Origin of the sequence: Synechococcus sp. MIT S9508, assembly GCF_047303045.1 — a bacterium.
Classification (GTDB): domain Bacteria; phylum Cyanobacteriota; class Cyanobacteriia; order PCC-6307; family Cyanobiaceae; genus Synechococcus_C.
Genome location: NZ_CP138941.1, coordinates 2,032,579 through 2,046,724 on the forward strand (window position 1 = coordinate 2,032,579; position 14,146 = coordinate 2,046,724).

At 57.8% G+C, this 14,146-nt stretch carries 12 protein-coding genes and 1 tRNA gene; 8 read left to right on the forward strand and 5 right to left on the reverse strand.

Annotated elements, in window-relative coordinates; genetic code table 11:
* Positions 1-13: 13 nt before the first annotated feature.
* Both SIB42_RS11250 and SIB42_RS11255 read left to right on the forward strand, forming a co-directional pair.
* Positions 14-1,756, forward strand: coding sequence for an ABC transporter ATP-binding protein (locus SIB42_RS11250; RefSeq protein WP_067097058.1), 1,743 nt, complete (start codon positions 14-16; stop codon positions 1,754-1,756).
* Between the two features lie 35 nt (positions 1,757-1,791).
* Positions 1,792-2,016, forward strand: coding sequence for a DUF6447 family protein (locus tag SIB42_RS11255; protein WP_067097182.1), 225 nt, complete (start codon positions 1,792-1,794; stop codon positions 2,014-2,016).
* 93 nt (positions 2,017-2,109) lie between these two features.
* On the opposite strand, the gene SIB42_RS11260 is transcribed toward SIB42_RS11255, so the two are convergent.
* Genes SIB42_RS11260 through carB form a run of 3 tightly spaced genes read right to left on the reverse strand, consistent with a single transcriptional unit; the run spans position 2,110 to position 7,501 of the window.
* Positions 2,110-3,483, reverse strand: coding sequence for an alanine/glycine:cation symporter family protein (locus SIB42_RS11260; protein WP_067097054.1), 1,374 nt, complete (start codon positions 3,481-3,483; stop codon positions 2,110-2,112).
* Positions 3,483-4,151 (reverse strand): DUF3386 domain-containing protein, encoded by a 669-nt coding sequence (locus SIB42_RS11265; RefSeq protein WP_067097050.1) that lies wholly within the window; start codon positions 4,149-4,151, stop codon positions 3,483-3,485. The genes SIB42_RS11260 and SIB42_RS11265 overlap by 1 nt, the downstream gene beginning before the upstream one ends.
* 41 nt (positions 4,152-4,192) lie before the next feature.
* On the reverse strand, positions 4,193-7,501 hold the full coding sequence (carB, locus tag SIB42_RS11270; RefSeq protein WP_067097046.1) for a carbamoyl-phosphate synthase large subunit: 3,309 nt from the start codon (positions 7,499-7,501) through the stop codon (positions 4,193-4,195).
* 123 nt (positions 7,502-7,624) lie between these two features.
* Between carB and SIB42_RS11275 the strand changes: the two genes are divergently transcribed.
* The 6 genes from SIB42_RS11275 (at position 7,625) to SIB42_RS11300 (ending at position 12,370) form a co-directional block, all read left to right on the forward strand.
* The gene (locus tag SIB42_RS11275; RefSeq protein WP_067097042.1) at positions 7,625-8,260 is read left to right on the forward strand and encodes a DUF3318 domain-containing protein; all 636 of its coding nucleotides are present in this window, start codon (positions 7,625-7,627) and stop codon (positions 8,258-8,260) included.
* A complete protein-coding gene (rsfS, locus tag SIB42_RS11280) occupies positions 8,253-8,618 on the forward strand; it encodes a ribosome silencing factor (protein WP_067097038.1) in 366 nt (121 codons plus the stop codon). The genes SIB42_RS11275 and rsfS overlap by 8 nt, the downstream gene beginning before the upstream one ends.
* Before the next feature lie 13 nt (positions 8,619-8,631).
* The gene (locus SIB42_RS11285) at positions 8,632-9,126 is read left to right on the forward strand and encodes a CGLD27 family protein (RefSeq protein ID WP_067097035.1); all 495 of its coding nucleotides are present in this window, start codon (positions 8,632-8,634) and stop codon (positions 9,124-9,126) included.
* Between the two features lie 19 nt (positions 9,127-9,145).
* On the forward strand, positions 9,146-10,120 hold the full coding sequence (locus SIB42_RS11290) for an asparaginase (RefSeq protein WP_067097032.1): 975 nt from the start codon (positions 9,146-9,148) through the stop codon (positions 10,118-10,120).
* Between the two features lie 51 nt (positions 10,121-10,171).
* A tRNA-Met gene (locus SIB42_RS11295) sits at positions 10,172-10,248 on the forward strand.
* A 466-nt stretch (positions 10,249-10,714) separates the two neighbouring features.
* Positions 10,715-12,370 (forward strand): GMC oxidoreductase, encoded by a 1,656-nt coding sequence (locus SIB42_RS11300; protein ID WP_067097024.1) that lies wholly within the window; start codon positions 10,715-10,717, stop codon positions 12,368-12,370.
* Here SIB42_RS11300 and SIB42_RS11305 read toward each other — a convergent pair.
* Positions 12,351-12,614 carry a DUF2811 domain-containing protein gene (locus SIB42_RS11305; protein WP_067097021.1) on the reverse strand — a complete coding sequence of 88 codons (264 nt, stop codon included), beginning with the start codon at positions 12,612-12,614 and terminating at the stop codon, positions 12,351-12,353. The genes SIB42_RS11300 and SIB42_RS11305 overlap by 20 nt on opposite strands.
* Positions 12,615-13,002: 388 nt before the next feature.
* Positions 13,003-14,115, reverse strand: a complete 1,113-nt coding sequence (locus tag SIB42_RS11310) for a sirohydrochlorin chelatase (protein ID WP_067097016.1) — start codon at positions 14,113-14,115, stop codon at positions 13,003-13,005.
* Between the last annotated feature and the right edge of the window lie 31 nt (positions 14,116-14,146).

Below are 14,146 nucleotides of genomic sequence, written 5' to 3' on the forward strand. Positions count from 1 at the left end.
ATAGTGTGACGCGATGCTGAAAACCTCCGAGGCAGGATTCCGCAGGCTGCTGCCATTGCTGCGTCCGCATCTGCCGCAACTGAGCCTCGGGCTGGTCTGCATGCTCATATATGTGAGCAGCTTTCTGTTTCTGCTCAACCTCGCAGGATCCCTCTTCCCCGCACTGGGATCGAGAGATCTTGGGCGGGTGCTCGGGTTGATCGGGCAGGGAGTGCTGATTTTCGCAATCCAGAAACTGGCTCAGTTCGGCCAGGACTCCCTCTTAGCCGGACCAGCCCTTCAGGTGAGCAAGACCCTGCGCAGCAATCTGTTTCGTCGCCTGCAGACCGTTGAACTGGGGGCACTGGAGAAACTCTCAGCAGGTGATCTCACGTACCGACTGACCGAAGACGCGGATCGTGTCAGCGAAGTGCTGTACAAATCGGTTCACGACACATTGCCAAGTGCGCTCCAACTGCTGGCGGTGCTGGGGTACATGCTCTTGCTGGACTGGAAACTCACGGCTTCCATCCTGCTGCTGGCACCGTTGATTATCTGGCTGATCAGCCTGTTTGGCGCCAAGGTGATGGCGGCCACCGAACGCAGTCAGAAAAAAGTGAGCGAACTGGCCGGTTTGCTCGGCGAGGCCATCGAGGGCCTGCCGCTTGTTCGAGCATTTGCCGCAGAGCCCTGGCTTCAAGGTCGATTTGAAGACGAGATTGATCAGCATCGTCAGGCCAGGCACCGCACCTACAGCCTTGTTGCACTGCAGCATCCGGTGGTGGGAATGATCGAAGTGGTGGGTCTTTTCTCCGTGCTGGGACTGGCCGCCTGGAGGATTCAGAACGATGGCCTGACCATTGCTGGCTTAAGCAGCTACCTCACTGGCCTTGTGGTGCTGATCGACCCCATTGCTCACGTCACCAACAACTTTAATGAATTTCAGCAGGGCCAGGCTTCGCTGCGAAGACTGCGCCAGATCGAACAGGAGCCTCAGGAAACTGCAGATCCAGATCCGGCCTTGCCGATTGGTCGACCCGCAGGACACCTGAATCTGCATCGCGTTCACTTCGCTTACGGCAATGGCGAACCGGTGCTTCGTGATATCAATCTGACCATCGAAGCCGGTCAGGTGGTGGCGCTGGTTGGCCCATCCGGTGCCGGCAAAAGCACATTGTTCTCCCTACTTCTGCGCTTCAACAGTGCCCAGTCAGGAGAGATCGAGCTGGATGGGAACAACCTGGCGCAAGTGAAAGCGCGCGAACTCAGGCAGCAGATCGCCCTCGTGCCCCAGCGCACAACGGTGTTCTCCGGCAGCATTGCCGAGGCGATTCGTTTCGGCAGACCAGCGAGCCATGATCAGCTGCTCGAAGCCGCCCGTCTGGCCAATGCCCACGACTTCATCATGGCCTTGCCAGATGGCTACGAGACGAAGCTGGAGGAACGCGGTACCAATGTTTCTGGAGGCCAGCTGCAGCGCATTGCTATTGCCAGAGCCGTGCTGGGAAATCCCGCGGTGCTGTTGCTTGATGAAGCCACCAGCGCGCTAGACGCTGAGGCTGAGGCGGCTGTTCAGCTGGGACTGCGCCAGGCGATGCATGGCCGCACCGTGCTGGTGATCGCTCACCGCCTGGCCACGGTTCAGGAAGCTGACCAGATCGTTGTGCTTGAACATGGCCAAATCAGTGAACAAGGCAGCCATGATCAGTTGATGGCGAACAACGGTCGTTATCGAGATCTGTGTGAACGCCAAATGATTCGCGATCGGTGCGGCTAAGTTTCCTTGGATTCAACAGTGATTCAGTCGATCCGATGACCGCAACGCCAGCAGAAAACCCAGTACTCACCTTCGAAGGCAAGCGCTACAACCTCAATGAACTTCCTGAAGATCTGAAGGAACTGGTGCGCGGCATGCAGGTCGCCGATGCGCAATTACGGATGCACGAAGACACCCTGAAAGTTCTTGCAGTGGGTCGTCAGTCCATGGCCATGCAACTCAATGAGCGCCTGAAGAACGTCACCCCGATGCCCGATTAAGGCTGAGCGATCAAGAGAACCGCACAAACCTCACCATCAAAAAAGCTTCCGGCCGCGGCCGGAGGCTTTTTTACAGCTGATCAGCCGATGCAATCAGTTGGATGATTCCGACGCATCAGGGAAGCGATAACGACGAGTGAGTTCAAAAACGGTTCCTGACAACAGCAAAAGCGCGATCAGGTTGGGAATGGCCATCAGGCCATTGAGAGTATCCGCGACACCCCACACCACACCACGGTCACCGACCAACGAACCGATCACCACCACAGCCACCCAGACGCCCCTAAAAGGCAGAATCGCCTTCACACCGAACAGATATTCGGTGCAGCGTTCGCCATAGAAACTCCAACCGAGAACGGTGGTGAACGCGAAAACGATCAAGCCGAAGGTGACGATCCACCCCGAACCGGCCAGCGCCTCATTGAAGGCTGCGATCGACAGCTCAGACCCCGACAATCCACCTGCAGAAATCCCACTGACCAGGATCACTAGGGCAGTGAGCGTGCAGATAAGCATCGTATCGATGAAGGTGCCGAGCATCGCCACCGTGCCCTGACGAACGGGATCATCGGTGCGCGCAGCAGCATGGGCAATTGGTGCACTGCCCAGACCGGCTTCATTGGAGAAAATCCCCCGTTTGAATCCCATCAAAATCACCTGCGTGAGCGTGCCCGTTGCAGCTGCCTGTCCAGAGAATGCATTGCTGAAAATGCTTGCGAAAGCGTCAACGACGCTGCCGATGTTGGCCAAGAGAATGATCAGGCAGGCGAGCACGTAGGCGATCGCCATGAATGGCACAATCGCGGAGGCGGCCTTGGAGATCCGGCGCACACCGCCGATGATCACGGCAAAGACCAAAACACCTAGGACCACGGCTGTGACTTCCCGAGGCACCCCGAGCCCAAGCAATGCACTGGAGACTTCAAAGCACTGAACGCCGTTGCCGATGCCAAAACCGGCCAGCATGCCGAACAGAGCGAACACCCCTCCGAGCCAGACCCATCGAGGTCCAAGACCTTTGCTGATGTAGTACATCGGCCCACCGACGTGATGACCTAGGTCATCCACCTCGCGGTAGTGAACCGCCAGAACGGCTTCGGCGTATTTGGTGGCAATGCCAAAGAAGGCGATCAACCACATCCAGAAGACCGCACCAGGCCCACCGATGGCGATCGCTCCTGCCACACCGGCGATATTTCCGGTACCGACGGTAGCCGCCAGCGATGTCATCAGAGCCTGGAAGGAACTGATGTCACCCTCAGCTTGCTGGTCTGAAGGGGCAAACATCATGCGCACTCCATAGGGAAGCCGCAGAATCGGCATGAAGCGCAAACCGACCATCAGCAAAACGCCGGTGATCGAAATCAGACCCACGGTCGGCCATCCCCAGGCGAAGGAACTGACCGGACCATTGATCGCGGTAACGACGCTGTCGAAGTTGTCGGCAGCGCTGACAGGAACTGACATCAGAGTGCAACCAGATCGTTGAACTCGAACACCTGAAGCGTGTCCTTGCCGTCGGCATCTTTGGAGCCGATCGCTCGACGCTCAAGGACCCAACAACCCTGCTCACCAACCGGCACGAACGTATCTTCAAACGTGCTGGAGGCACCCCTGGCTTCGCCGCTGGTCGGATCCGAATACTGGCTGGTGTAGTTGCGACTGAGATAACCCGATCCAGTGTCCGTCGTACTTCCGGTGTGAATCGTGACCACCGTTCCGTGGATATGGCGGTGAACCATCGTCACCACATCGGCTTTGATGCGATAGCGATCACCCTCACCTTTCCCTCCGATCAAAACCTCCAAGCCTTCATCGGTGCTGTCACCTGCAGTGAAGGTGTTGGCACCATGCACCTGCTCAAAAGGTCTGCGAACACGATGAATGGCGACTTCCCAGAGTTGGGATGCGATCGCCTTCTCCACCTCAGCATCATCGATGCCCTCGACCTTGGCCTTCAAATCCGCACCGATCTGGAAACGACCTTCAACACGACGGTCGCCCTGTTCCCAGACGCACCGTCCTTGATATCCGCCAAATCCCGGTTCCCAGGTGTAGCGGTTCTGATAAGCAGCTTGAAAAGCATCCCGGCAGTCACTGCCGGGGGCAACGTTGGGAATGCTGGTGACAGTCACTTGAAGACATTGACGCTTTGGCGACCTTACCGGGGCTGAGCCTATCGATGAACATCCTGAAGGGCATGGATATCAAACGTCTGCGATTGCAGCGCCTCAATTCCCTGAACAGCAGACCGAGCTCCGGCAAGCGTGGTGAGGGTCGGTACTGAGTAATCGAGCGCAGCACGCCGCAAGTAGCGATCGTCATGGGCCGCTTGACGTCCAATTGGCGTGTTGATCACAAGTTGCACAGCACCAGAGCGAATCAGATCCTCGATATTCGGACGCCCTTCATGGACCTTCAACACTGACTGCACCTGAAGACCAGCCTCACTCAACGTGGCCGCTGTGCCAGCGGTTGCGGTGAGCGAGAAACCCAGATCAAGCAAACGCTTGGCCACAGGAACGAGCGCCAGCTTGTCCCGGTCATGGGTCGATAGAAAAACGTTGCCCTTGGTGGGCAGGGCCTCCCCGGCGGCCAGCTCTGCCTTGGCGTAAGCCATCCCAAAGTGCGGAGCCCACCCCATCACCTCGCCAGTGGAGCGCATTTCCGGGCCCAGCAGGGAATCGGCACCGGGGAAGCGCCGGAAGGGGAGCACAGCTTCTTTCACCGCTTGAAGCGGCGGAGAAGGCTCCTGACTGAGACCGATATCAGCGAGAATCTCGCCAGCCATCAGGCGAGTGGCGACTCGTGCCAATGGGACACCGGTGGCCTTGGCCACGAATGGCACTGTCCTTGAAGCTCGCGGATTGGCTTCGATGATGAACACCCTCTCCTCCCCTGAGGCAGTGCGTTGAACAGCGAACTGAAGATTGATCAGACCCTGAACTTGAAGGCGTAGGGCAAGGGCCTTGGTCCAGGAGCGAATGGTGGCAAGGGCCTCATCTCCGAGAGAGACCGATGGCAGACAACAGGCGGAATCACCTGAATGAATCCCAGCGGGTTCAATGTGCTCCATCAGCCCACCGATCACCACCACACCATCCCGGTCACAAAGCGCATCCACATCCACCTCAACGGCGTTCTGGAGGTATTGGTCGATAAGCACCGGATGATCCGGTTCCACCTGCACCGCTTCGGTCATGTAGCGATTGAGCTCCAACTCGTCGTGAACGACCTCCATTGCCCGACCACCCAACACGTAAGAGGGGCGCACGACGACCGGATACCCCACGGTCTCTGCCACCGCGCGTGCCTCGTGTTCGCTGCGGGCAAGTCCGTTGCGTGGTTGGCGGATATCAAGTTCACGCAAAATCGCTTCGAACTGCTCACGATCCTCAGCACGGTCAATCGATTCCGGGGATGTTCCCCAGATCCGGGTGCCCGTGGCCTGACCTGCCGGTGAGTTCAACCAACGCAGCAGGGGCATCGCAAGCTTGAGCGGCGTTTGGCCGCCGAATTGCACAATCACGCCTTCGGGTCGTTCCGCCTCGATCACATTGAGAACATCCTCAAACGTGAGTGGCTCGAAATACAGACGATCACTGCTGTCGTAGTCGGTGGAGACCGTTTCGGGATTGCTATTGAGCATCACCGTGGCGAAGCCACGGTCCTGGGCTGAAAACGATGCATGGCAACAGCAGTAATCGAATTCGATGCCTTGGCCAATGCGATTGGGACCGCCGCCCAAGATCATCAGTTTGCGCCTTTTGTCCTCTGACACTTCTGTCGCCGGGGGCTGCACCGTCAGTGTCCCCTTTGCATCCAGGCGAGACCAAGGACGTTCATAGGTTGAGTAGTGATAAGGAGTGGTCGAAGCGAATTCGGCCGCACAAGTGTCCACGGTCTTGAACACGGGACGCACGCCAAGCTTCAGTCGCGCTTCGCGCACATCCAGCTGATCTGAACCGGTGAACCAGGCGATCTGACGATCGGAATAGCCGAGCTGCTTCAGCCGGAGAAAATCCGCAGCGCTGAGGGCCGACAGCTGCCGGTCGTTGAGCAGTTCGGATTCGGTGTTGATCAGAACGCGCAACTTGGCCAGGAACCAGGGGTCGATGCGGCTGAGCTGATGAATCTGTTCATCCGAGCGTCCCGCCACCATGGCGGTGCGCACAGTAAGGATTCGTTCCGGCGAGGGCGTACGCAGGGAGCGGTCAAGTTCTGTAGCGGTGAGCTCCTGCTCAGCGCGATCACCACCCCAGCCGGCCAGGCCGGTCTCCAGGGATCGCAAAGCTTTCTGGAACGACTCCTCGAAACAGCGTCCGATGGCCATGGCTTCACCCACCGATTTCATGGCCGTGGTGAGCACTGCAGGCGAGCCCCTAAATTTTTCAAAGGCGAAGCGTGGAACCTTGGTGACGACGTAATCAATCGTCGGTTCAAAGCAGGCGGGTGTTTTGCCGGTGATGTCGTTGAGAATCTCGTCGAGGGTGTAGCCAACAGCGAGACGCGCAGCAATTTTGGCAATGGGGAATCCAGTGGCCTTGCTGGCCAGAGCCGACGATCGGCTGACGCGGGGATTCATCTCGATGACCACCACCTCGCCATCGGCGGGGTTGATCGCGAATTGGATGTTGCTGCCTCCAGTGGCCACACCGATCTCGCGAATAATGGCGATGGATTGATCCCTCAGACGCTGGTACTCGCGGTCCGTGAGGGTCTGGGCTGGGGCCACGGTGATCGAATCACCGGTGTGAACACCCATGGGATCGAGGTTTTCGATGCTGCAAACAATCACCACGTTGTCGGCGAGATCGCGCATCACCTCCAGTTCAAATTCCTTCCAACCCAGCAGCGACTGTTCGATCAGAATCTGCGAGACGGGACTGGCATCAAGTCCGGTTTTGCAGATTGAGGCATATTCCTCAGGGTTGTAGGCAATGCCGCCTCCACTGCCGCCCAGAGTGAAGGCGGGGCGGATGATTCTGGGATAAGTGCCGATAGCGGCTCCGACAGCCTCCGCCTCCTCGATCGATGATGCGATTCCCGAAGGACAGACCTTCACTCCGATCCGCTCCATCGCCTGCTTGAACAGCAGTCGATCCTCAGCTTTTCGGATCGCCTGCAGATCGGCACCAATCAGCTCGACCCCGAATCGCTCCAGGGTTCCGTCCTCAGCCAGGTTGACAGCCAGATTGAGGGCGGTCTGGCCTCCCATTGTGGGAAGCAGAGCATCAGGTCGCTCCTGTTCAATCACCCTTGCGACCACCTCAGGGGTCAGCGGTTCCACGTAGGTGCGATCTGCCATATCCGGATCGGTCATGATCGAAGCCGGGTTGGAATTCACCAGCACGACCTCATATCCCTCGGCGCGAAGTGCTTTGCAAGCCTGAGTTCCGGAGTAATCGAACTCACAAGCCTGGCCGATCACGATCGGCCCTGAACCCAGCAGAAGAATGCGACGAAGATCATTCCGCCGGGGCATGTGCGTTCTCTCTGCGGCCAAACCTTTTGAGTCTCCCACGCAGCCCCATGTCCACATGCATCTGTTCAGCGGCAGGTGCCCGGCAGTCGCTAGCGTTAGGGGTCAGGAGAACAATCGACAGTCATGAGTGAGCTCCAGCGTCTGAAAGGGTTGCTTCCCCCGGAGATGCAGAGCTGGGTGTTCGTCGAGGCAGCCGCTGCCGTTGAGCCGGCTTTGATCACCCTTGAAGAGATCGGCAGAGATGAGGTTGAGATTCAGATTGATCTCGACGCCTGGGACAACCTGGCTCTCGATCACCGAAATCTGCTTTTCTGGCATGAGGTGGGCAGGATTCAGAATGACACCATTCCCCGCGATGGCTGGGAGATGGCGGCTCTAGCGATCGGCCTGGGCGGGGCCATCGGCGAGCTCTGGGTGCAAGACGGTCTGCTCTTGTTCATGGCCCTTGGATTATCCGGATTCGCTGGCTACCGCCTCTATCTAAAGAACAATGCGGAAAAACGGCTGCGCGATGCGATCTCGGCTGATGAACGAGCCATTGATCTGGCCTGTCGCTTTGGCTACAGCGTCCCGAATGCCTACAAAAGCCTCGGCGGCGCACTGAAGGAACTCGTCGAAAAAACCAGAAAGAAGAAAAAACGCAGCTTCTACGAAGACCGACTTGAGGCGTTACGCAAGAGTGCTGGGAAAGCTCGCGCTGAAATGGCGCAACAGCAAGGTTCCCGTCAGTCCGTCACCAGCGAAAATGTCTATGGATAGTGAACAGCTTGCGGAACTCGCGGCCGATGCTTGCGATGACCGTAAGGCGGTGGACATTCAGCTTATCCGCGTTGATGAGGTCTCAAGTCTTGCCGACTGGATGGTGATCGCCGGTGGCCAGAGTGACGTTCAAGTCAGAGCGATTGCACGCTCGGTCGAGGATCGGATTGAGGATGAGGTCCAGAGACTCCCCCTGCGAAAAGAGGGAGTGAACGAGGGACGCTGGGCCTTACTGGATTACGGCGAACTTATCGTGCACGTGCTCCAACCTGGAGAAAGGAGTTACTACGACCTTGAAGCATTTTGGAGTCACGGGGAATGCCGTCCCTACCTAACCTCCAAACCATCTGACGATTAACAGGCGGCCCGGCATGGCCTCGAGCATCCCTTGCCCTGTTCCCCCTGAGCAAAGACCTCAGGAGGAATTTGCTCAATTCAGCCGATCCTGGTTTTTTGCATGGCCCTGTACGGCCCAAGTGTCGCTCGACCGGGCTTTGCTGATCAGCTGGCTGATGATTTCACCAATCACCGTGCTGGTGGCCAGTGGTAGCTGGACCTTGCGCCACGATCCAGTGCGTTTGCTGCTTGCCGGTGCTGTTGCAGCCCTTGTGATGCCCATGCTGCTGTTGATTAGGCAATGGCTGGGCTGGACCTACGTGCATAAACGCCTGCTGTCGGAGAAAGTCGAATATGAGGAATCAGGCTGGTATGACTTTCAGGTCTGGGAAAAACCTGTGTCCTGGCGAGAACGTGATCTCCTGCTTGCTCAGCACGAGGTCAGGCCAATCCTTGGCCGTCTCGGCAGGGCCATGGCCCTCGTGACCGGTCTGATGCTTGGCGGAGCAAGCATCTGTCAAGCTCTCTGAACCTTTGGAACATCAGGGCATGTCGATCCCATCGGGTTACCGCGGTTCGGCGCGCTCCCTGAGTACTCCACCTCTTGAGGTCCGGCTGCGGCGAGGCTCCTCGATCGAGTCCACTCACCGTGTGCATGCAGTGGTCTGCGACAGCCGCGGCCGGGTGCTGATGAAGGCTGGGCAGCCAGACTTCGAAACGTTCATTCGTTCGGCACTCAAACCCTTTCAGGCCCTGCCGCTAATCAGCAGCGGTGCCTCGGAGACCTACAGCTGTGAGGAACGGGGGATCGCCATTAGCTGTGGATCCCATTCAGGCACCCCAAATCATGCGCGTGAGGCCTTCCGGTTGCTTTGGAACGCAGAACTGGAGAGTGATGATCTGCAGTGCCCCATCCCATCAGGCCGGTCGAGTCCTCTTGAGCACAACTGCTCGGGCAAGCACGCTGCTTTTTTAATCACTGCTCGCAAAATGGGATGGCCCGTTGAGACCTACCTCCAGGGAGACCATCCTCTGCAGCAGGAGATTACGCGTCGCGTGGCAGAACTGCTCGGCCTGCCCCCTGATGAACTGGTCGCTGAACGCGATGACTGCGGCGCCCCCACACTGCGCCTTCAACTCGACCAGATGGCACTGTTATTTGCCCATCTGGGCTCTTCCGCTCATGCGGAGCTCGAACAGATCAGCCGGGCGATGCTGGCGCATCCGGAACTGGTGGCTGGGGAAGGTCGATTCGATACGGAATTAATGCGACGCTCCCATCACCAGGTGATTAGCAAAGGAGGGGCAGAAGGCATTCAATGTCTGAGCCGAACCGGAGAAGGACTTGGCGTGGCCATCAAGGTTGAAGATGGCGCCCGACGTGCCAAACAGGCTGTTGCCCTGCATCTGCTGCGTCAGCTCGATTGGATGACGCCGAGCGGACTGAAGGAACTGGAGGAACAGCTGCTGATCCTCAACCCTGGTGTTCACCTGGATGTGGAAGGTGAGCTGCGAACCGCCTGAACTCCATTGAGTGGTGTCTTCGATCACCAAGTTGTATAGTTCTCGGGTCACCGCGGGGTAGAGCAGTCTGGTAGCTCGTCGGGCTCATAACCCGAAGGTCGGGAGTTCAAATCTCCCCCCCGCCACCAATTAAAAAAGCCCCAATAAAGTGGGGCTTTTTTAATGCTTTTTCGTTTGGTTGATTTCGCTCGAATTGCCTCAAATGCAAGACCTGAGCAAGGGAAGCGATCTCAATGTCTTGTCTTGAAAGCAAGACATCTGTTTCAGATTGACCCCACCTTGCTGGCTAGCAACATCGCGAAACCTTGCATCTGGAGGACAAAGCAGAGATTCAACTTTGAGAGAGAGATCTCCAACGCCAATGAAGCAGGCAGAGTCAAAATGAGCCTCTTCAGCTGATTCAACAACAGCCTGAATCAGCCTTGGAATCCTCTCCATCTGCTCTCGGCGATGGGTCTTACTGCCACCAAGCTCCGACGTCTCTGCTCGGAAACAGGTCTGGCCAAGATCAAGGGCAGACGCAGCAGGAAGATTCAGGAGACTGGCAAGAGCCATCGACCGCGTCAGACACTATCGGTAGGTCGTCGTCATGCCGTGTCCTTGAATCCCTTTGAAGCGATTGTGATCGGGTCGGGGGCCACAGGTGGCGTCGCCGCGATGACACTTGCCGAAGCAGGGCTCCGGGTTCTGGTCGTGGAAGCAGGACCCGATCGATCAGCTTCGGAAGCCCTGGGGAGTGAGCCAGGCAATAGTGTCAGGCGGGCCGAAGGGCTGATCAGCGGCCGCCATCGGCGTCAGATCCAGCATCCTGGCTACTGGAAACAAAACCCCTCCCTCTACGCAGACGAGCGTCAGTACCCCTACAGCACGCCAGAGGATCAACCCTTTCTTTGGACCCAGGGTCGTCAAGTTGGCGGGCGCAGTCTCACCTGGGGTGGCATCACACTGCGCCTCTCGGACTATGAGTTCAAGGGCGCAGATCATGACGGATACGGCCAAAACTGGCCCATCACTCATGCCGATCTTGATCCTCACTACAGCACACTCGAGCAGCTGTTTGAAGTCCGAGGTGAGCGGGATGGGCTTGAGCAGCTCCCTGATGGTCGAATGGCACCGGCGTTACCATTCATGCCTGAGGAAGAGCGGTTCCGTGAGCTGCTGACAAGGGAACGCGGCATCCCCTTCATCCATTCGCGAGGCTTTGAAGCCCACCAACGCCAGCAGACCTCGAGCTGGCCGAAATCAAGCAGCAACGGCTCCAGCCTTCAGCGCGCTCTGGCCACGGGTCGAGTGGAGATTCTGTCCAATTCGATGGCGGAATACCTCGACATGGATCCAGCACAAGAGCGTGCCAGTTCTGTTGTGGTGGTGAACCGCAGCACTGGCGAACGACAACGACTGGACTGCAATCTTGTGGTGGTCTGCGCTTCAACGATCGCAACGCTGCGTCTGCTGCTGCAGTCAGAGAGCCAGTCCCATTCCAGGGGGTTCAGTGATCCCTCCGGCCAACTTGGGAAAGGCTTGATGGACCACGTCTCCTGCTGTCGATTCTTTTCCGTTCCCAGCGCAACCGGACGTGTGGCGACACAACAATCCGACCCATCCAGCTCGCTTTCAGGAGCGGGCAGCTTCTTCCTACCTTTCGGCAATGCCCCAGAGACTTGCGCGGGGCGCCCCTTTCTGCGCGGATATGGGATTTGGGGGGGCATCAACCGGTTTGATCCACCCTGGTGGCTGAAACGCAATCCAGACCATCGGCTTGGCTTTCTGATCGGCCACGGCGAGGTGCTCTCAGATGCAAGGAATCAGGTGTGCCTCTCGCAACGCTGCGATCCACTGGATGTGCCAATGCCCCACATCAGCTGCCGATGGAGAGCGAATGAGCAGGCGATGGTGGAACACATGCAGAGCACGATTCAGGACTGCATCAACGTCGCCGGAGGTGTCACGACATCCCTGGCTGATCAAGTGCACCTACCGCTTGTGAAGCCGCTCGTTGCCAAAGCCCTTTCTGCCCAGGAGGACGCTCCAGCTCCTGGCTATTACATCCACGAAGTCGGAGGGGCGCCCATGGGAACCAGCGAAGAGAACAGCGTCGTTGATCGATGGAACCGTCTCTGGCGCTGTCCCAACGTGCTGGTGGTGGATGGGGCCTGCTGGCCCAGCTCCGGATGGCAGAGCCCGACACTTACCATGATGGCGATCACCCGCAGGGCATGCCTGGCGGCTGTCACGCCTGAGAACGAATGAATAGATCATCGAGATAGCGCTCCATGACGGCGCGCTCAGAACAGCCGTTTTGAAACAGGAACTGGGCGAGAGCTGAGCTCATCACCTGGTATTGATCCCAAGCAGGATTGGATCCGATGAAGGCTTTCATGCCCTGATAGAGCACTTCAGGGATTTCAGCTTCAAGACTTACGAAGGGTGATTCAGCATCCGCTGCAGTGGTCGTCTGCGTTTCCATGCAGCGCTCAAAATGATTGCGTTCCATCCGCGCTTCTGCGTCCCGTTTCAACCAACAGAAAGCCACACAACCGCCCTGATCGTCAAAGCCGGCAACGCATTGCCAGCAAACAACGATCTCAAATAAGACTCACTGCAGTGCAGTGGGTCAGCTCCTGAAACGAGCACAGCCCACCGCTCAAGCAATCGAGCGGCGATTCCTGTCAAGTCGCGAAAGGCACCGGAACCCAAAACCACAGACCCAGCCCTGAGGCAGCCGCTTTCGGGAAATCACAGTGGAAAAGCGACCCAGAACTGTGGAAAACCCCAGTTGTTATCCACAGCGCCGTCAAACATCAGGCACGCTTATGCAAGCAAGTCTCACGAAACTCAGGCAAGACAGAGATGCCTGAGCATGCCGTTTCCACTGAATTGCTTCAGATTTGAGACTCAGCGGCCTCTGGCTGTGGTGTTAAGCGACGCAGGGTCGTGGGTCCAAGGGGGTGATCGGCGTGGGGGTAGGGGTGGTGCCCATGGTCATGGCTGTGATGGTCATGCTCATGGGAATGGTCGTGATGGTGGCCAGCGCCGATAGGAATTGGGATGCCGTCGGGCTGGCAAACCCCCGTGCATTCGCGTTCGCAGAGGGTGCAAGCTTCTGTAAGGCCCTCCACGTGATGGTGGTGGCTTGACTGGTCAAGCCCCACTTCCTGCTCAAAGCCCAGCACCTGAGCCCTGTATTTGCAGAGAGAGCAGTTCATTGCAGTCTCTCCGCCCATCACCTCCTGAACCCGCTCCAGGAACGTGTCTAGAACGAAGCTGTGATCTCCCAGATAGGACGCATTCACAAACTCAACGCCTGGATGATCCTCCGCAACCCGTTCTGTGTGTTGACGGATGCGGCTGACTAGCACCCCTGAGAACAGAAAATAAGGAAACACGATGATGCGCTTGAACCCAAGCTTCACCACATGACGCAAGCCGGGTTCGACCAGTGGAAAGGTGACGCCCGAATAGACGGTTTCACCCCAGCCGAAACCAAAACCCTCCACCAACATCCTGGTGACCTTGGCGACGTTGGAATTGGCGTCAGGGTCGGAGGAGCCACGTCCGACCACCACAAGCATGGTGTCGGAAAGGTCAACACTGGATGTCCTGTTGAGAGCCTCCTGGATGCGTGCGCCTGCCGCGGCGATCATCAACCTGTCAACGCCCAATTCTCGGCCGTAGTCGATCTCCAGCCCGGTTTCAGCGCTGTAGGTGTTGAGCACAGAAGGGATGTCGTTCTTGGCGTGTCCAGCGGCAAACAACATCGCCGGAACGGCAAGAACCTTCTCGACCCCCTGCTCTCGCAGTCTTTCCAGGCCATCTCTCAGGATGGGACGTGCGAATTCAAGGAACCCGTATTCCACCGGCAATCCGGTCAGGCGCTCTTTGAGTCCGTTGGCCAGCCCCTCGAACTCGGCAACCGCCAAACGGTTGCGGCTGCCATGACCACAGATCAGAACCCCATGTTTGGTTGCAGCAGGAGCAACGATCTGCTGGGTCACACGTGCGGTGCATCTGTATCAAACCTATTCG